General features: G+C 72.2%; 16 protein-coding genes. 5 read left to right on the forward strand and 11 right to left on the reverse strand.

What is annotated here, in order from left to right; translation table 11 throughout:
* The first annotated feature begins 460 nt into the window (after window positions 1-460).
* Together ABZ805_RS06760 and ABZ805_RS06765 are read left to right on the forward strand one after the other, a co-directional pair.
* Window positions 461-1,297: an SAM-dependent methyltransferase gene (locus tag ABZ805_RS06760; protein ID WP_358435428.1), complete on the forward strand. Its 837-nt coding sequence runs from the start codon at window positions 461-463 to the stop codon at window positions 1,295-1,297.
* A 70-nt stretch (window positions 1,298-1,367) separates the two neighbouring features.
* The gene (locus ABZ805_RS06765) at window positions 1,368-2,666 is read left to right on the forward strand and encodes an aspartate aminotransferase family protein (protein WP_358435430.1); all 1,299 of its coding nucleotides are present in this window, start codon (window positions 1,368-1,370) and stop codon (window positions 2,664-2,666) included.
* 101 nt (window positions 2,667-2,767) lie between these two features.
* On the opposite strand, the gene ABZ805_RS06770 is transcribed toward ABZ805_RS06765, so the two are convergent.
* The 3 genes from ABZ805_RS06770 to ABZ805_RS06780 form a co-directional block, all read right to left on the reverse strand.
* The gene (locus ABZ805_RS06770; RefSeq protein WP_358435433.1) at window positions 2,768-3,355 is read right to left on the reverse strand and encodes a TetR/AcrR family transcriptional regulator; all 588 of its coding nucleotides are present in this window, start codon (window positions 3,353-3,355) and stop codon (window positions 2,768-2,770) included.
* A 38-nt stretch (window positions 3,356-3,393) separates the two neighbouring features.
* The gene (locus ABZ805_RS06775) at window positions 3,394-4,071 is read right to left on the reverse strand and encodes a type 1 glutamine amidotransferase domain-containing protein (RefSeq protein WP_358435435.1); all 678 of its coding nucleotides are present in this window, start codon (window positions 4,069-4,071) and stop codon (window positions 3,394-3,396) included.
* Between the two features lie 90 nt (window positions 4,072-4,161).
* Window positions 4,162-5,922, reverse strand: a complete 1,761-nt coding sequence (locus ABZ805_RS06780) for a transglycosylase domain-containing protein (RefSeq protein WP_358435438.1) — start codon at window positions 5,920-5,922, stop codon at window positions 4,162-4,164.
* Window positions 5,923-5,987: 65 nt separating this feature from the next.
* Between ABZ805_RS06780 and ABZ805_RS06785 the strand changes: the two genes are divergently transcribed.
* Complete coding sequence (locus tag ABZ805_RS06785; RefSeq protein WP_358435441.1) at window positions 5,988-6,122, forward strand: hypothetical protein; 135 nt, start codon at window positions 5,988-5,990, stop codon at window positions 6,120-6,122.
* A 24-nt stretch (window positions 6,123-6,146) separates the two neighbouring features.
* On the opposite strand, the gene acnA is transcribed toward ABZ805_RS06785, so the two are convergent.
* The 8 genes from acnA to ABZ805_RS06825 all read right to left on the reverse strand — a co-directional run bounded on the left by acnA (window position 6,147) and on the right by ABZ805_RS06825 (window position 13,990).
* Window positions 6,147-8,768 carry an aconitate hydratase AcnA gene (gene acnA / locus ABZ805_RS06790; RefSeq protein WP_358435443.1) on the reverse strand — a complete coding sequence of 874 codons (2,622 nt, stop codon included), beginning with the start codon at window positions 8,766-8,768 and terminating at the stop codon, window positions 6,147-6,149.
* Window positions 8,769-8,808: 40 nt separating this feature from the next.
* The gene (locus tag ABZ805_RS06795; protein ID WP_358435446.1) at window positions 8,809-9,678 is read right to left on the reverse strand and encodes an FCD domain-containing protein; all 870 of its coding nucleotides are present in this window, start codon (window positions 9,676-9,678) and stop codon (window positions 8,809-8,811) included.
* Between the two features lie 58 nt (window positions 9,679-9,736).
* Window positions 9,737-11,233: a tripartite tricarboxylate transporter permease gene (locus tag ABZ805_RS06800; protein ID WP_358435448.1), complete on the reverse strand. Its 1,497-nt coding sequence runs from the start codon at window positions 11,231-11,233 to the stop codon at window positions 9,737-9,739.
* Entirely contained in the window at window positions 11,233-11,703 is a 471-nt protein-coding gene (locus ABZ805_RS06805) for a tripartite tricarboxylate transporter TctB family protein (protein WP_358435451.1), read from the reverse strand. Before ABZ805_RS06805 ends, ABZ805_RS06800 begins: the two co-directional genes overlap by 1 nt.
* Entirely contained in the window at window positions 11,700-12,287 is a 588-nt protein-coding gene (locus ABZ805_RS06810; protein WP_358435454.1) for a tripartite tricarboxylate transporter substrate-binding protein, read from the reverse strand. Before ABZ805_RS06810 ends, ABZ805_RS06805 begins: the two co-directional genes overlap by 4 nt.
* Before the next feature lie 47 nt (window positions 12,288-12,334).
* Complete coding sequence (locus ABZ805_RS06815) at window positions 12,335-12,697, reverse strand: hypothetical protein (RefSeq protein ID WP_358435456.1); 363 nt, start codon at window positions 12,695-12,697, stop codon at window positions 12,335-12,337.
* A gap of 332 nt (window positions 12,698-13,029) precedes the next feature.
* The gene (locus ABZ805_RS06820; RefSeq protein WP_358435459.1) at window positions 13,030-13,317 is read right to left on the reverse strand and encodes a helix-turn-helix domain-containing protein; all 288 of its coding nucleotides are present in this window, start codon (window positions 13,315-13,317) and stop codon (window positions 13,030-13,032) included.
* Between the two features lie 289 nt (window positions 13,318-13,606).
* Window positions 13,607-13,990: a hypothetical protein gene (locus ABZ805_RS06825; protein ID WP_358435462.1), complete on the reverse strand. Its 384-nt coding sequence runs from the start codon at window positions 13,988-13,990 to the stop codon at window positions 13,607-13,609.
* Window positions 13,991-14,360: 370 nt separating this feature from the next.
* On the opposite strand from ABZ805_RS06825, the gene ABZ805_RS06830 reads away from it, so the two are divergent.
* Together ABZ805_RS06830 and ABZ805_RS06835 are read left to right on the forward strand one after the other, a co-directional pair.
* A complete protein-coding gene (locus tag ABZ805_RS06830) occupies window positions 14,361-15,719 on the forward strand; it encodes an MFS transporter (protein WP_358435465.1) in 1,359 nt (452 codons plus the stop codon).
* 84 nt (window positions 15,720-15,803) lie between these two features.
* The gene (locus tag ABZ805_RS06835; protein ID WP_358435468.1) at window positions 15,804-16,937 is read left to right on the forward strand and encodes a mandelate racemase/muconate lactonizing enzyme family protein; all 1,134 of its coding nucleotides are present in this window, start codon (window positions 15,804-15,806) and stop codon (window positions 16,935-16,937) included.
* Window positions 16,938-17,075 lie beyond the last annotated feature (138 nt).

A 17,075-nucleotide genomic window follows, 5' to 3' on the forward strand; every position in this document is an offset into this window, starting at 1 on the left:
AACCTCAGCGGTTCCCTCGCTGCGGGATCGATTTCACCGGTGGCTCCGCCACAGGAGAAATCGCTGTCCTCGCGAGGGAACCGCTGAGAACCCGCTGCGGTGCCGGTGTCTTGCGTGGTCGCCGCTCAGCGGCTTCGCCGCTGACAGGAAGACGGCACGGCCCGTCGGGTGGGCCATCGGGTTCTTTCGGGGTGTCGGCGGTGGGTGCCTGCGGTGCCGTCGCCCGCTCGCCCGCCCGGCCCGCGCGGCCGGGCGGGTTTCGGCGTGTCGGGTGGGGAGTTCCGGGCTTCTCTCCTGGTCCCCGAGGGGTGGTTCCGCGCTGGAGCGGTTCGGTGACCGCGCGTGGATCACAGCGTGCACGCGGAGTACTACAGTGTGCGGACGGCTTCTCGGCGGCGGCAGGAAGATCACACGTATGAGCGTCTCGGGCAAGGACCCGTACCCACCGCAAACCGCGGACTTGACCAAGCCCAGCGTGGCCCGGGTGTACGACTGGTACCTCGGCGGCGACGCGAACTGGGCCATCGACCGCGCCTTCGGGCGCAGCGTCATCGACAAGTACCCGCTGCTGCGCCCGATCGCGATCAGCAACCGGCTGTTCCTGCACCGCGCGGTGCGGCGGCTGGTCGCGCACGGCGTGCACCAGTTCATCGACATCGGATCCGGCGTGCCGACGATGGGCAACACGCACTCGGTGGCCGAGGAGATCGAACCGGACTCGCGCGTCGTCTACATCGACAACGAGCCGGTCGCCGTCGCGCACTCCAAGGTGCTGCTGGACAAGCACGGCGACCCGAACCGGCACGCCGCCGTCAACGCGGACCTGCGCAACCCGGACAAGCTGTGGCAGCGCGCGCTCGAAACCGGCGTGCTGGACCTGGAGAAGCCGATCGCGGTGCTGCTCATCGCGGTCCTGCACGTCCAGCAGTTCGGACCCGACGGCACCGACGTCTCCGAGCAGGTCGTCGCCCGCTACCGCGAGTTGGTGCCGCCCGGCTCGTACCTCGTGATCTCGCACATCACCGACGACGGGGTGCTGCCGGAGATGGAGGACAAGCTCGCGGGCATCAAGGCCATGTACGACCGCTCCTCCAGCCCGGTGATCTGGCGGCCCCGCAAGGACATCGAAGGCCTGCTCGGCGACTTCGAGCTGATGGAACCGGGCATGGCCTGGACGTCCGAGTGGCACCCGGAGGACCGCAGCCCCAACCACACCAAGGACCTCGGGTTCGAGCACCCCGAGCAGTCCGGGATCTGGGCGGGAGTCGGGCGCAAACCGCTCAAGCCGCGCGGCTAGCACCCTTGCCGTCCCGCCACCGATCGTTAGGCTCGGCGTCGCACACGTGGCGCCGAGCCGGGAGCGGACAGTGGACGACCAGGACTTCTGGCGGTTCGCCGCCGACCACCTCGTCAGGTACGGCGGGCCCTTCACCCCGCGGATCATCGAGCGGGCCGAGGGCGCGCACGTCCACGACTCGGACGGGAACGCCATCCTGGACTTCACGTCCGGGCAGATGAGCGCGCTGCTCGGCCACGCGCACCCGGACGTGGTGCGCGCGGCGGGGGACGCGGTCGCGAACCTCGGCCACCTGTACTCGGGAATGCTGAGCAGGCCGGTCGTGGAGCTCGGCAGGCGGCTCGCCGCGACGCTGCCGGACCCGCTGGAGCGGATGCTGCTGCTGAGCACCGGCGCCGAGTCCAACGAGGCCGCCATCAAGATGGCGAAGCTGCACACCGGCGGCTACGAGGTCGTCGCCTTCGACCGCTCCTGGCACGGCATGACCTCCGGTGCCGCGGCCGCCACGTTCTCCGCGGGCCGCCGCGGGTACGGGCCGCCGGTGCCCGGGAACCTGACGTTGCCGACGCCGGACGCCTACCGCTCGCCGTTCCGGCACGCCGACGGCTCCTACGACTGGGAGTCCGAACTGGACTACGGCTTCCGGCTCGTCGATCAGCAGTCCACCGGGAACTTCGCCGCCTGCGTGGTGGAACCGATCCTGTCCTCCGGCGGCATCATCGAACTCCCCGCGGGCTACCTGGCGAAGCTGCGCGAGCACTGCGACCGGCGCGGCATGCTGCTGGTCCTCGACGAGGCGCAGACCGGCCTCGGCCGCACCGGCACGATGTACGCGTTCGAACGCGACGGCGTGGTGCCGGACCTGCTGACGCTGTCGAAGACGCTCGGCGCGGGCATCCCGGTCGCCGCGGTGCTGACCTCGCCGGAGATCGAGGAGTCCTGCCACGAGCGGGGATTCCTGTTCTTCACCACCCACGTGTCCGATCCGCTCGCCGCCTCGGTGGCGCTGGCCGTGCTCGACGTGCTGGAGCGCGACGACCTGGTGTCCCGGGCCGCGCTGCTCGGCAAGGAGCTGCGGTCCCGGCTGCTGGACCTGCAGGACCGGTACGAGGTGGTGGGGGACGTGCGCGGTCGCGGCCTGCTGCAGGGCATCGAGCTGGTGACGGACAAGGCGAGCAAGACCCCGGCCGACGACCTCGGCCGCGCCGTCACCGCCGCCTGCCTGGAGCGGGGGCTGCACGTGAACATCGTGCAGCTGCCCGGCATGGGCGGGATCTTCCGCATCGCGCCGCCGCTGACCATCGCGGACGCCGACCTGCACGAGGGCGTGGACCGGCTGGAGGCGGCGCTGCGCGCGGTGGTGGGGTAGGGGACTTCCTCGCGGGCTCGCGGGCTCGCGAGGCTCACGGGCTCACGGGTTTGCGGGACGTGGGCCAGGAGCCGCGGACGGCGGGCCGCGGACCAGCCGCCTTACGGCCGGAGGCCGAGCAGGGTGCGGGTCACCGCGCGGGCGCCGTCCAACGGGCCGAGCTCGCGGCGGACCTTCGCGAGCACGCTGGCGCCGAGCCACAGCTCGTACAGGGCTTCGGCGAGCACGCGGGATTCGCCCTGCGGCGCCAGCGATCCGTCCTCCCGGCCGCCGGTGATCGCGATCTCCAGCCGGTCGATCACCGCGGTCGTGCCCGCCTGCAGCGAGCGCCGCATCGGCTCGGACAGGTCGGCGACCTCCGCGCCGAGCTTCACCGCCAGGCACCGCCCCTGGCAGTCGTCCAGGCCCTGGGTGTCGTGCCAGGAGTCCCAGTAGCGCAGCAGCCGCGTCGCCCAGTCCGCGCCGGGTTCGGCGAGCATCCGGTCCACCTCGGCCAGGTACTCCGCGAAGTACTTGTCGAGCACGGCCTCGCCGAAGGAGTCCTTCGACCCGAAGTAGTGGTAGAAGGACCCCTTCGGCACGCCCACCTCGGTGAGCACCTCCTTGATGCCCACCGCCGCGTAGCCCTTGTTCGCGAAGATCCGCTGCGCGGCGTCCAGCAGCGCGGTGCGGGTGTCCTTCCTGGTCATGGGCGCCAAGGTTACCCAGCCGCTGGAACGGTCTCCGGTCAGGAGAGCAGTGCGAGCAGCTCGTCGGCGGCCGCGGCCGAGGACGCGGGGTTCTGGCCGGTGATGAGCAGGCCGTCGCGCAGCACGTAGGACGACCAGTCCGGGCCCTGCGAGAAGTCGCCGCCGAGGGACTTCAGCTCGTCCTCCACCAGGAACGGCACGACCTCGGTGAGCTGCACCGCGGCCTCCTCGGAGTCGGTGAACCCGGTGACGCGCTTGCCGCGCACCAGCGGGGAACCGTCCGGGTTCACGACGTGCCGCAGCACGCCGGGGGCGTGGCAGACGAGCGCGACCGGTTTTCCGGCGCCCAGCACGTCCTGGATCAGCCGGATCGAGTGCTGGTCCTCGGCGAGGTCCCAGAGCGGGCCGTGCCCGCCGGGGTAGAAGACGGCGTCGAAGTCGTCGGCGGACACCGAGTCCAGCCGGACCGTGGCGGCGAGCGCGGCGGTCGCCTGCGGATCGGCTTCGAAGCGCCGGGTCGCGTCGGTCTGCGCGTCGGGTGCACTGCTGTTCGGGTCGAGCGGGGGTGCGCCGCCCTGCGGGGAGGCGAGCACCAGTTCGGCGCCGGCGTCCTGCAGGCGGTAGTAGGGCGCGGCGAGCTCTTCCAGCCAGAAACCGGTCTGGTTCCCGGTGTCGCCGAGGCGGTCGTGCGAGGTGAGGACGATCAAGACCTTCATGAGCTGCTTTCCACGTCGGCTGCGGTTCGGTCGGGCGGGGCCCGCGTCCGGGGTTCCCCGTCCGGCCGATCTCTATTCTAGACGACCGGTCTACTGATCTGTCGGGGGTGCGTCGGCGACACCGGTGACGCGGCCCAGGTCGAACAGGCGCCAGATGTCGTCGGTCGCGTTCGTCCCGTCCAACGGGCGCCCGTCCGTGCCGACCAGCGGCCGCTGCCGGTTCTGCTCGTCCGCGGCGCTGAGCACCACCGAGGTCGACAGCCACGGGTTGAACCCGTTCGTCCACGCCGTCATCGAGTGGTACCAGCCGCGCTCCACCACTTGGCGCGCCGATCCGCGCCGGTCCGCCGACCCCGGCCACTGGGCACCGGCGATCTCGTCCGCGAGCGCCGCCGAGTCGGCGGCGTCCGCGGCGAACGCGGGTCGCGGTGCGGACTCGGCGGACAGCACCACCCGGCCCTCCTTGTCCCGGATCTCGCCCAGCATCCGCGGCTTCCGCTCCTGCCCGTTCGCGGCGATCGTCGCGTAGGCGTGCGCGACGTCGACGGCGCTGACCGGCTGCTCGCCCGCCTCCAGCCGCTCGAAGAAGTCCGGGCCGGACCGCCACGCGCCGGTGTCGAAGCCGAGTCGCGCCGCGGTCTGCTCGACCTGTTCCTGCGCGCCGGTGCACTCCCGTTCGCAGGGCGCCACCTGCGCGACCCGCGGCGGCGGGGGCCGCAGGAACGGCACGAACGGTTCGAACGCCGTGCCCGGGTACTGCGGTGCCGCGGCCCAGTCGTAGCCGCCCGGTGCCGCGGTGCCGCTGTGGTAGGCGCGCACCTCGCCGGTGCCGGGCTCGATCGCGACCAGCGCCGCGTGCGATCCCGGCGCACGGGCGGTCACCTCGGCGACGGCCTCCTCCGCCGAGCGCTGCGCGACGGAGTCGATGGTGGTGACGACCGAGTAGCCGCCGCGCTGCAAGGTGTCCTCGGTGAAGCCCGCCCGCTCGGCCTCCTCCAGCACCTGCTGGCGGATCTCGTAGGTGGTGCCGGACAGCGATTCGCCGCGCCAGGCGAAGCGCTCCCGGGTGGCGGGCATCCGCATCGCCGCGCCCTGCGCCTCGTCGACCAGGTCGTGCCCGCGCAGCTGCCCGGCGACGTACTCCCAGCGGGCCCGGCCCTGCTCCGGGTCGTAGGCGGGGTCGTTCTCCGTCGGGCGCTGCACCATCCCGGCCAGCAGCGCCGATTCGCTCGGGTCCAGGTCGGCGGGCCGCTTGCCGAAGTACGCGTCGGCCGCCGCGTGCACCCCGTACGCGCCGCGGCCGTAGTAGGCGGTGTTCAGGTAGGCCTGCAGGATCTCGTCCTTGGGCAGCTCGTTGGTCACCTTGACCGCGAGCACGACCTCCTTGAACTTGCGCGTGTAGCTGTGCTCGTCGGCGCCGGTGGCGAGCTTGACGTACTGCTGGGTGAGCGTGGAGCCGCCGCCGACGCCCCCGGTGACCTGCGACCACGCGGCCCGCAGGATGCCGATCGGGTCGAACCCGCTGTTGCGGTAGAACGAGATGTCCTCGGCGGCGAGGGTCGCGTTGCGCATCGGCTCCGACACCTCCGCGCGCAGGTCGTCGACCATGGTCCGGTTCCCCGAGGACGGCACGATCCGGGTCAGCTCGGTGCCGTCGGAGTGCGCGATCAGCACCGACTGATCGGTGCGGGCCGCGATCTCGACCGGGTCCGGGATGGGCCACACCAGGTAGCCGACGCCGAACGCGGTCCCGCCGGCCAGCAGCAGCGCGGCGCACGCGATCAGCACGCCCGCGAGCGCGCGGCGCCACCGCTTCCGCGGCGGGCGGGCCGCGGTCGTGTCCTCGTCCATCCAGGTGATCTTGCCGGTTCCGCGCCGGATGTTCCATCGGTTCGGCGCAGATCGCGGTGTCTGCGGTGTCTGCGGTGTCGGCGGTGGTGTCGGCGGGCGTCGGCGGTGTCGGCTGGTGTCAGCGGTGGAACCGGGTGGTCTCGGCGAGCGCGGCGCGGGGCATCCGCAGCGCGTTCGCCGGATCGGACTCGTCGGCGTAGCCGAAGGAGACGTGCGGTGAGCGCTCACCCCAGCGGCAGTGCCCGGCGGATCACGTAGGGGAGGGTGCCGCCGTGTCGCAGGTAGGCGATCTCGCTGTCCGAATCCATCCGCAGCAGCACGGTGAGCGAGCGCACCGCCCCGTCCCGCCGGGTGATCGCCAAGTGGAGCCGGTTCAAGCCCGGCACCAGCTCCGCCGGCACCGTCAGGGCGAGCTCGTCGGTGGCGCCGAACCCGTGGTCGGCGGCGGATTCGCCTGGCTCGAACAGCAGCGGCAGCACGCCCATGCCGATCAGGTTGCTGCGGTGGATGCGCTCGAAGTTCTCGGCGAGCACCGCGCGCACGCCCAGCAGCGCCTGCGCCTTCGCCGCCCAGTCCCGGCTGGATCCGGCGCCGTAGTTCCGGCCCGCGACGACGATCAGCGGAATTCCGGCCGCGCGGCAGGACAGCGCGGCGTCGTGCGCGGAAGCCGGTCGCCCGGCCGCGTCGAGCGCACGGGCACCCGTCTCCGCCTCCGACTCCGGCAGCAGCCGGTTCACCACCGCCCGGTTGGTGAACGCCCCGCGCAGCATCACCTCGTGGTTGCTGCGCCGGGTGGAGTACTGGTTCAGGTCCTGCGGCGGGGTGCCGCGCTCCCGCAGGTACCGGCCCGCTGCGCTGTCGGCGGGGATGGCTCCTGCGGGGGAGATGTGGTCGGTGGTGACGTCGTCGCCGAGCAGCAGCAGCACGCGGCCCCCGGCGAACCCGAGCTCCCCGCGCGGCTCCCGGGGCAGGCCCGCCACGTACGGCGGCCGGCGGATGTAGGTCGATCCGGGGTCCCACGGGAACCGGGTGCCGCCGGGGGCGCCCAGCTCCCGCCAGTGCGCGGTGCCGTCGCGGAGCCGGTCGGTGTTGGCGCGGAACATCTCGGGCCGCACCGATTCCGCGACGACCCGGTGCACTTCGTCGTCGGAGGGCCACAGGTCGGCGAGGTGCACCGGAGCTCCGTCCCGGTCGTGCCCGAGCGGTTCGGACTCGAAGTCGTGCAGCACCGATCCGGCCAGCGCGTAGGCGACGACCAGCGGCGGGGACGCCAGGAACGAGTGGCCGATCTTCGGGTTGACCCGCCCGGCGAAGTTGCGGTTGCCGGAGAGCACCGCGGTCGCCGCGAACCCGTCGTCGACCAGCTCGTCCACCACCGGGTGCAGCGGCCCCGAGTTCCCGATGCAGGTCATGCAGCCGAACCCGGCGACGTGGAACCCGGTGTCGCCGAGTGCGGCCAGCAGCCCGGCCGCGTCGAGGTAGTCGCTGACGACCCGGGAACCCGGTGACAGCGAGGTCTTCACCCACGGCTTGGCGCGCAGCCCGCGTTCGGCGGCCCGCCGCGCCAGCAGCCCGGCCTGCACCATCAGCGCCGGGTTCGCCGTGTTGGTGCAGCTGGTGATGGAGGCGATGGCGATGCCGCCCGCCGGGACCGGCTCGTCGAAGGCGCCCACGGCGGGTTCCTGCTCCCCGGCGGCGGCGCGGAAGGCGGCGGGCACCTGGGACAGCGGGAGCCGCGCGTGCGGCAGCCGGGGCCCGGCGACGCTCGGTTCCACCGCGTCCAGGTCGAGCGTGAGCAGCTCGTCGTAGACCGGGTCGGGTTCCGCGCCGGTGCGGAACAGCCCCTGCGCCCGCAGGTACGCCGCCACCACGGCCCGGTGCTCGGCGTCGCGGCCGGTGAGTTCGAGGTAGTCCAGCGCCTGCCGGTCGAACGGGAAGTACGCGCAGGTGGCGCCGTACTCGGGCGCCATGTTCGCCACCGCGGCGCGGTCCGCCCAGCCGAGGTCGGCGGCGCCGGGGCCGAAGAACTCGACGAACTTGTCGATGACGCCGTGCGCCCGCAGCACCTCGGTCGCGGTCAGCGCCAGGTCGGTCGCGGTGACCCCGCTGCGGAGCCGGCCCAGCAGCCGCACGCCGACGACGGTGGGGAACGGGATGACGACGGGCTCGCCGAGCATCGCCGCCTGCGCCTGCAGCCCGCCGACGCCCCAGCCGACCACCCCGATCGAGTTGATCATCGGGGTGTGGCTGTCGGTGGCCACCAGCAGGTCGGGGTGCAGGACGGGCACGTCGCCGGATTCGTCCGCCCACACCACGCGCGCGAGGGATTCCATGTTGACCTGGTGGATGATGCCGGTTCCCGGTGGCACGACGCGGAAGTTCCGCACGCTGCCCTCGGCCCACTTGATGAACTCGTAGCGCTCCCGGTTGCGCCGGAAGTCGATGAGCAGGTTTCGCTCCGCCGCGTCGGCGGTGCCGTACTCCTCGGTGATGACCGAGTGGTCGACGGTGAGGTCCACCGGGATCGCGGGCTGCAGCAGCTCCGGGTCGCCGCCGAGTTCGGCGATCCCGTCGCGCATGCCGGCGAAGTCGGCGAGCGCGGGCAGGCAGGTGGTGTCGTGCAGCATGATCCGGTTCGGGTGCACCGGGACTTCGCAGTCGCCGGTGCGGTCCCGCGCCCGGCGCAGCACGGCGGGCAGCGCGGCGGGTGCCCGGCGGGCCACGTTCTCCAGCAGCACGCGGATGGCGTGCGGCAGCGCGGCCAGCTCCGCCTCGGAGGCGATCTCCCGCAGCGGGACGTACCGGTGCGTGCGCTCGCCGACGGTGAGTTCAGCGGTTCCGACCATGGTGTTGATTGTACGAATCCGCGAAGAAAAACAAAATGGTTCAGCGAGTTCCCGGCAACCGCGTCTTCACCGCGCGCACCTCGTCGAGGTGGCCGCGCAGGAACCGGGACGCCGCCTCGCGGTCCCCGGCCTCCAGCAGGTCCAGCAGCTCCAGGTGCTCCCGCGCCTGCCGGACCAACCGCTGCCGGTCCGTCTGGTGCCGGTACTCGACGAGCCTGCGCACCCGGTTGACCCGGCTGACCGCGTCCAGCAGGTACGCGTTCGCCGCACACCCCACCACCATCTCGTGGAACTCCGCGTTCACCCGGAACAGCTCACCGCGCGGCAGCAGCAGCGCGTCCCCGTGCAGCAGGGCCCGCTGCTGCTCGCGGTGCAGCGCGAACTTCTCGGCGTCCACGGCGAACCCGGGTTCCAGCACCGCCGCCGGCTCCACGATCATGCGGAACCGGTAGCTCTGGTCGTGCGCCTCCGCCGTGGTCAGCAGGTGCTGGAACGCCCAGCCGCGGCCGGGTCTGCGCCGGATCAGGTCCTCCCGCTCCATCCGCAGCAGGACCCGGTCGGCCTCCCGCGCGGTGAGGCCGTACCGGCGGCACACCTCGGCGGTGGTGAACTCGCCGGAGAACCGGCCGCTGAGGTGGTCGTCACCGATGCGGAAGTAGGCGTCCTCCACGGCGTCGCCCGCCGAGAGGTCCACGTGCGCCAGCTCCGCCGCCGAGCGGTTGAGGAAGTAGCCGCGGTTCGGCTGCCGGGTCACCAGGCCCAGCTCGGCGAGGGCGGACAGCGCCTTGCGCACCGGCGACCGGGAGAGGCCCAGCGAATCGGCCGCCCACTGCTCGCGCACGTGCGCGCCCCGCTCCAGACCGGAACGCCGGATCAGGTCGATGACCTGCATCTCGATGGTGGGGGCCATGATCTCCTCGCCGCGGTCGTCGTCGAGGCGATGCTAAACGGCGGGCACCGGCTCGCCGTCACCCACGCGCCGCGGCCCTCCAGCGCATCCCGAGCGCCACCACCAGGGTCACTGCCAGCACCCAGTACAGGCCGACCGCGATCGGGCCGTCCAGCAGCACCAGCACGTCCCCCTGCCCGAGGGCCATCGCCCGACGCAGTTCGCGTTCGGCGAGCGGCCCGAGGATCACGCCGATCAGCACCGGCGCGAGCGGAACCCCGGTGCGCCGCAACAGGAAGCTGAGCAAGCCGACCAGGTAGACCAGCACCACGTCCGAGATCGCCAGCTTCGCGGAGTAGGCGCCGAGCGTCGCGAACACGGCGATCGCCGCGTACAGGTAGTGCTGCGGGATGCTCAGCAGCTTCGCCCACACCGGGGCGAACGGGAGGTTCAGCACCAGCAGCAGCACGTTGCCGATGAACAGGCTCGCCAGCAGCGCCCAGACGAGGTCGCCCTCCTTCTCGAACAGCAGCGGCCCCGGCTGCATCCCGTACTGCTGGAACGCGCCGAGCATGATCGCCGCGGTCGCGGAGGTCGGCAGGCCCAGGCCGAGCAGCGGCACCAGCGACACCGCGGTGGTCGAGTTGTTCGATGCCTCGGGTGCGGCGACGCCCTCGATGGCGCCGCGCCCGAACTCGGAGTCGCCCCGGCGGCGGGCCAGCCGCCGCTCCAGCCCGAGGGACAGGAACGTGGGGATCTCCGAGCCGCCCGCGGGGATCGCGCCGAACGGCAGTCCGACGGCGGTGCCGCGCAGCCACGGCAGGAACGAACGCCGCAGGTCCCGGCGGCTCAACCAGGGCCGCCCGGAGCCGACGTCCTGCAACCGCTGGGTGCCGGGGCCGCGGGCGGCGACGTGCAGCACTTCGCCGATGGCGAGCATCCCGACCGTGACCACGACGACGCTCACCCCGTCGAGCAGCGCGTCGGCGCCGAGGGTGTAGCGCGCCACCCCGGTCTGCGCGTCGATGCCGACGCTCCCCAGCGCGAGGCCCAGCCCCAGTGCGGTCAACCCGCGCACCGCGGAATCGGCGACGACCGCGGCGGTGGCGGCGAACGCGAACAGCGCGAGCGCGAAGTACTCGGCGGGCCCGAACCGCAGCGCGAAGTCCACCAGGTACGGCGCGCAGAACACCACCGCGACGCAGGCGATGGTGCCGCCGACGAACGACCCGAGCACCGAGGTCGCCAGCGCCTGCGGGGCGCGCCCGGCGCGGGCCATCAGGAAGCCCTCGAACGCGGTGGCCATCGAGGAGGACTGGCCGGGCGTGTTGAGCAGGATCGCGGTGGTGGCCCCGCCGAACTGCCCGCCGAAGTACACCCCGGCCAGCATGATGAACGCCCCGGTCGGGTCCAGCCGGAACGTCAGCGGGATCAGCATCGCCACTGCCATCGAGCTGCCCAGCCCGGGCAGCACGCCGACGGCGGTGCCGAGCACCACGCCGACCAGGCACAGCAGCAGGTTCCCCGGGGACAGCGCGTCGGCGAAGCCGCCGAGCAGCAGGGTCCAGGCGTCCATCACAGCACCTCCGCGAGCAGACCGACCGGCAGCGCGACGCCGAGACCGGCGGTGAAGGCGAACTGGACGGCGCAGGCGAACACCGCCGCCACGCCGAGGTCGAACAGGGCCCGCCCGCTGCCGAGCGCCCGCGCGATGCCCCAGAACAGCGCGGTGCCCGCCGGGATCCAGCCGAGCAGCACCAGCAGCACGAGGTGCGCGGCGAGGGTGGCGACGACGAGCAGGAACGCGCGCAGATCGGTCCGCTCCGGTGGTTCGGCCCGCCGGCCCGCGCCGCGCAGCAGCGCGCCGGACAGCACGACCAGCAGCGCGCCGACGGCGATCGGGAACCACTGCGGGCCGAGGTAGCCGACGTTGAGCGGCAGCGGTAACCGAAGTCCTCCGACGACGAGGAAACCGCCGAGCAGGAGCACGATCCCGGCGAGCAGCCGGTCGGCGCCGCGTCCGGTGGTGGTGTCCGTGGTGGTCATGCGAGCCCCAGTTCTTCGGTGATCTCGCGGATCCGGTCGGTCTCCGCCGCGAGGGTGCGGTCGAACGCGGGCCCGTCCTGGAACCCGTCCAGCCAGCCGTTGCGCCGCAGCGCGTCCCGCCACTGCGGGGTGGCGGTGAGCTCGCGGGCGAACGCGCGCATGTCCGCGGCCTGCTCGGCGGTGATGCCGGGTGCGGCGACGAGCCCGCGCCAGTTCGACAGCACGATGTCGATGCCCGCTTCGCGCAGCGTCGGCGCGTCCGGCAGGTCGGCGGTGCGCTGCGGCGCGGAGACGCCGAGCACCCGCAGCTCCCCCGCGGCGACCTGGTCGCTGATCTCGTCGGTGTTGGCGACGCCGACGTCGAGGTGGTCACCGAGCAGCGCGGCGACCATCTCGCCGCCGCCGGAGTAGGCGATGTAGTTCAGCCCCGCGGGCCCCACTCCTGCTTCGGCCGCCGCCGACCCGGCCAGCAGGTGGTCCAGGCTGCCGATGGAGCCGCCGCCCACGACGACCCCACCGGAGTCGCGCCGCCACTGGTCCACGAGGTCGTGCACGGTGCGCAGCGGCGAGTCCGCGGGCACCACGATCGCGTCGTAGTCCTCGGTGATCCGGGCGATGGGCGTGGTGTCCGCTACGCGGGTGGGGAGCCGTTGATCTCGATCGCGCCGAGCATCGTCGTGCCGGTGAGCAGCAGCGTGTTCGGGTCGCCGGGCTGGTTCAGGGTGCGGGCGAGCCCGATGGTGCCGCCCGCGCCCTCGATGTTGAGCACTTCGGCGGTGCCGGTGAGGTCGTTCTCCTGCGCGGCGTGCTGGAGCTCGCGGGCGGTGGTGTCCCAGCCGCCGCCGGGCGCGGCCGGGGCCACGATCTTGAGCTTGTCGCGGGGGCCCGCACCGGAGCGGGCGGTGTCCCACGCCGAGGCCGCGCCTGCGGTGACCAGGACGAGTCCGGCGGCCGCGGCGGTGATCCGGGCGGCGAGTCCGCCGCGCGTCAGCACGGGGTCCGCCGCTGTTCGCGCTCGGCGGCGAGTCCGCCGGGGCAACGATCTGCCGGTGATCGTCATGTGCGCTCCCGCAAGTCAGGTTTTGTATCAAATTGCGAATCGGAACAATATGGCCGCGGTGTGGCGCAGTCAACAGCCCGCGGCCGGGCGGGTTCGCGGGCGGCCGAACGGCTCGCATCGGCGCGGGAGCGGGCGCGAGCGATCTCGCGGGAGCGGGGCCCGGACGGGCCGGCCGGTGGGCGACGTGCGCGGGCGCCGGGGTGAGCGCACCCCGGAACCTCCCGCGCCGATCGGCGGAGGGGTGCCGCCCTGCGGTGAGCGGTGTCCTAGTGGGACAGGTCGTGCAGGTGGTCCTCGACCCAGGAGCGCAAGGCGTTGAGCGGGACGGCGGCGCTGCGGCCCAGCTCGGTGAGCTCGTACTCGACGTGCAGCGGGACCTCCGGGTACACGGTCCGCGACACCAGGCCCGTCGTCTCCAGGCGGCGCAACGTCTGGGTGAGCACCTTCGGGCTCACCCCCTGCAACCGCCGCTGCAAGGCGCCGAACCGGTGCGGTCCCGCCTCCAGGGCGCCGATCGCCAGCGCGGACCACTTGTTCGCCAGCAGGTCCAGCACCGACCGGCACGGGCATTGCGCCTCGTAGACGTCGTGGTGCTCGTGCTCGCCCGTGGGGCACCGAGTGCTGATCGCCGATCCCTCCGCCCGTCCGCTTCCTCCGGGGAAGGCTACGGCGTGGTCCGGTGCGCACTTCCCGGGACTCGACCGCCGTTCGGAATTCCCCGGGCGCGCGGCGACACGCGCGGCGCAATTCTTCCGCGCGCCGCGCGTGCCCCCGGTTTTCGATTCTGATTTCCGCCCGTTCGATTCTCGTGCGAATCGATTCGTCGGGCGGCGGATCAGCGGATCAGATGACCCGCAGGTAGAGGCTCACCTTCGATCCGGAATGCGACTTGTCGAACTTCTTCGTGGTGCCGTTCCCGCCGGCCCGGACGGTGCCGAAGCTGTCCCCGTTGCCCCAGGTGCCGTACACCTCGGCGGCCTTGCCGTCCGCCTTGGTGTCCTTGACCCAGCCCTGCACCCGGACCTTTCCGCCGCCGCAGGTGATGGTCCACCCGGCAGCGCCCCCGCCGACCGAAGGGGAGAACTTGTCCCCGCAGGTTCCCAGAATGGTGATGACGCCGTCCGATTCGTTCGGGACCGCGGCGGCCGTGCCGCCTCCCACCAGGGCGGTTCCCAGGACGGCGCCGGTCAGCGCGACGGCGGCGGCCGCCTTCTTCGCGATGTGCATCCGCTGTTCCTCGATTTTCTGTTGGACCCCAGTCCGGCGTTCCCCCACGGATCGCCGGTGGAAGCCTGAGCGGCTTCGCGGAAATCATCACACGATTCTCGCGAATGTTTCCAGATCGATCACCGGAACGGTCCAATCGGGCAATTTCGGGATGAATCGGATTCCGCCGAGCCGGTCCCGGAGATTGCTCCGATCGGCGGCCGGCGTTGATCCGAGCGGAATTCCGATTCCTTTTCGGCATCGGATGATGCCGAATCGGTGTTGGCGACGCATGATCACGCGCCCCTAGTCTGCTGGCACTTCGCGATCGGGAACCCCGGTGGTGCCGCTCCGGGACTACCGGTCCGCTTTCCCCTCCGGGAGGACGACGATGTCCGACATCGAACCGGCGGCCGGGAGAACGGTGGGGCCGCGCATCCCCACCCGCTACCTGGTGCTGGCGCTGATCTTCACGATCACCGTGGTGAACTACGCCGACCGCAGCAGCCTGTCCATCACCGGCAGCAGCGTGCAGGAGGAACTGGGCTTCAGCACCGTGCAGCTCGGCTACGTGTTCTCCGCGTTCAGCTGGGCGTACGTGGTGGCGCAGCTGCCGGGCGGGATGCTGCTGGACCGGTTCGGCGCCCGCCGGGTCTACGCGTGGAGCCTGGTGCTGTGGACGCTGGTGACGCTCGCGGTCAGCGCCGTCGGCCTGGTCACCACCCCGGTGCTGATCGCGGTGACGACGATCTTCGCGCTGCGGCTGCTGCTGGGCGCGTTCGAATCGCCCGCGTTCCCGGCGAACGCGCGGGTCGCCACCGCCTGGTTCCCCACCGCGGAACGCGGCCGCGCCACGGCGGTCTTCAACTCCGCGCAGTACTTCGCCACCGCCCTGTTCGCCCCGGTGATGGGGTGGATCACCCACCAGTTCGGCTGGCGCTGGGTGTTCGTGCTGCTCGGCGTGCTCGGGCTCGCGCTCGCCGCGCTGTGGCTGCGCTGGATGGACTCGCCGCGCGACCACCCCCGGGTGTCCGAGGCCGAGTTCGAGAAGATCAGCTCCGGTGGCGGCCTCGTCGACCTGGACGCCCCGAAGAGCGGTGACGCGCAACGGGTGCAGGAGCGGGCCCCGCTGAACGCGGCGACCTTCCGGCAGATCTTCGCGGCCCGCGCGCTGTGGGGCGTGTACCTCTCGCAGTACGCGGTGAACGCGCTGACCTACTTCTTCATCACCTGGTTCCCGGTGTACCTGGTGCAGGGGCGCGGGTTGTCGCTGCTGGAGGTGGGTTTCGTGGCGGCGCTGCCCGCGCTGTGCGGGTTCGGCGGCGGACTGCTCGGCGGTTTCCTGTCCGATGCGATGCTGCGGCGCGGTTTCTCGCTGACCGCGGCCCGGAAGGTGCCGTCGGTGTTCGGGATGCTGCTGGCCACCAGCATCGGGCTGTGCAACCTGACCGACAGCAGCGTGCTGATCGTGGCGCTGATGACGCTGGCGTTCTTCGGGAAGGGCGTCGGCTCGCTGGGCTGGGCGATCACCACCGACATCGCACCGCCGCAGGCGTCGAGCTTCGTGGCGTCGACGATGAACGCCTTCGGCAACGCGGCGGGCATCGTGACGCCCATCGTCATCGGCTACACCGTGCAGGCCACCGGTTCGTTCACCACCGCCCTCTGGTTCGTCGCCGCTCACGGGTTGCTCGCGCTCGTCGGGTTCGCCGTGATGGGCCCGATCAAGCGCATCCACTTCGAGTCCTGAACCCGATCGGCCGGAATCCGTCCGCACACGGGGGAATCCGCCCGCACACGGGGGAATCCGCCCGCACACGAGGGAGTTCGCCCGATGCCCCAGTCCGCCACCGTCGACCGGATCAGCCGCGTCAAGATCTCCTCGGTGACGTTGCCGCTGGCCACGCCGATCAGCGACGCGAAGGTCCTCACCGGCAGGCAGCGCCCGATGACCGAGGTCGCGATGCTGTTCGCCGAGATCAGCACCGAATCCGGTTGCGAAGGCATCGGATTCGGCTACTCGAAGCGGGCGGGCGGCCCCGGCCAGTTCGCGCACGCCCGCGAGATCGCGCCGGTGCTGATCGGCGAAGATCCCAGCGACATCGGCAAGATCTGGGACAAGCTGGTGTGGGCGGGCGCCTCGGTGGGACGCAGCGGGCTGTCGGTGCAGGCGATCGCCGCGTTCGACGTGGCGCTGTGGGATCTGAAGGCGAAGCGCGCCGGGCTACCGCTCGCGAAGCTGCTCGGCGCGCACCGCGACTCGGTGCGCTGCTACAACACTTCGGGCGGTTTCCTGCACTCGCCGGTGGAGGAGGTCGTGGAGCGCGCCGCGGAGTCCGTCGGGAACGGCATCGGCGGCATCAAGCTGAAGGTCGGGCACCCGGACGGCCGCACCGACCTGGCCCGCGTCTCCGCGGTGCGGGAGGAGATCGGCGACCGGGTCGCGCTCATGGTCGACGCGAACCAGCAGTGGGACCGGCCGGCCGCGCGCCGCATGTGCCGCGCGCTGGAGCCGATGGACCTGGTGTGGATCGAAGAACCGCTCGACGCCTACGACGCGGAGGGCCACGCGGGCCTCGCGGCGGCGTTCGACACGTCCATCGCCACCGGCGAGATGCTCACCAGCGTCGCCGAGCACGCCGAGCTGATCCGGCTCGGCGGCGCCGACATCGTGCAGCCCGATGCGCCGCGCATCGGCGGCATCACCCGGTTCCTCAAGGTGATGGCCCTCGCCGAACATCGGAACCTCCAGCTGGCACCGCACTTCGCGATGGAGATCCACGTGCACCTGGCGGCCGCCTACCCGCACGAACCGTGGGTGGAGCACTTCGAATGGCTCGACCCGCTGTTCGACGAACACCTCGAGATCGCCGACGGCCGGATGCACCTGTCCCCGCGCCCCGGCCTCGGCATCACCCTCAGCGACCAGGCCCGAGCCTGGACCGTCGCCGAACACGACCAGACCTGACCTCACCGCGGCCGACCCGCTCCGCGTCGGGGGCGGCTCGGCTGTTCGGCCGGGTCGGGCGGGGTGCCTCGGCTGATCGGTTCGCGGAGTCCGGCCCGGCCGACGAGGCGGGCGGCCGGAGCTCGGGGAACCGTGGAA

Origin of the sequence: Saccharopolyspora sp. NPDC047091, from assembly GCF_040643635.1 — a bacterium.
In the GTDB taxonomy this organism is placed as follows: Bacteria; Actinomycetota; Actinomycetes; order Mycobacteriales; family Pseudonocardiaceae; genus Saccharopolyspora_C.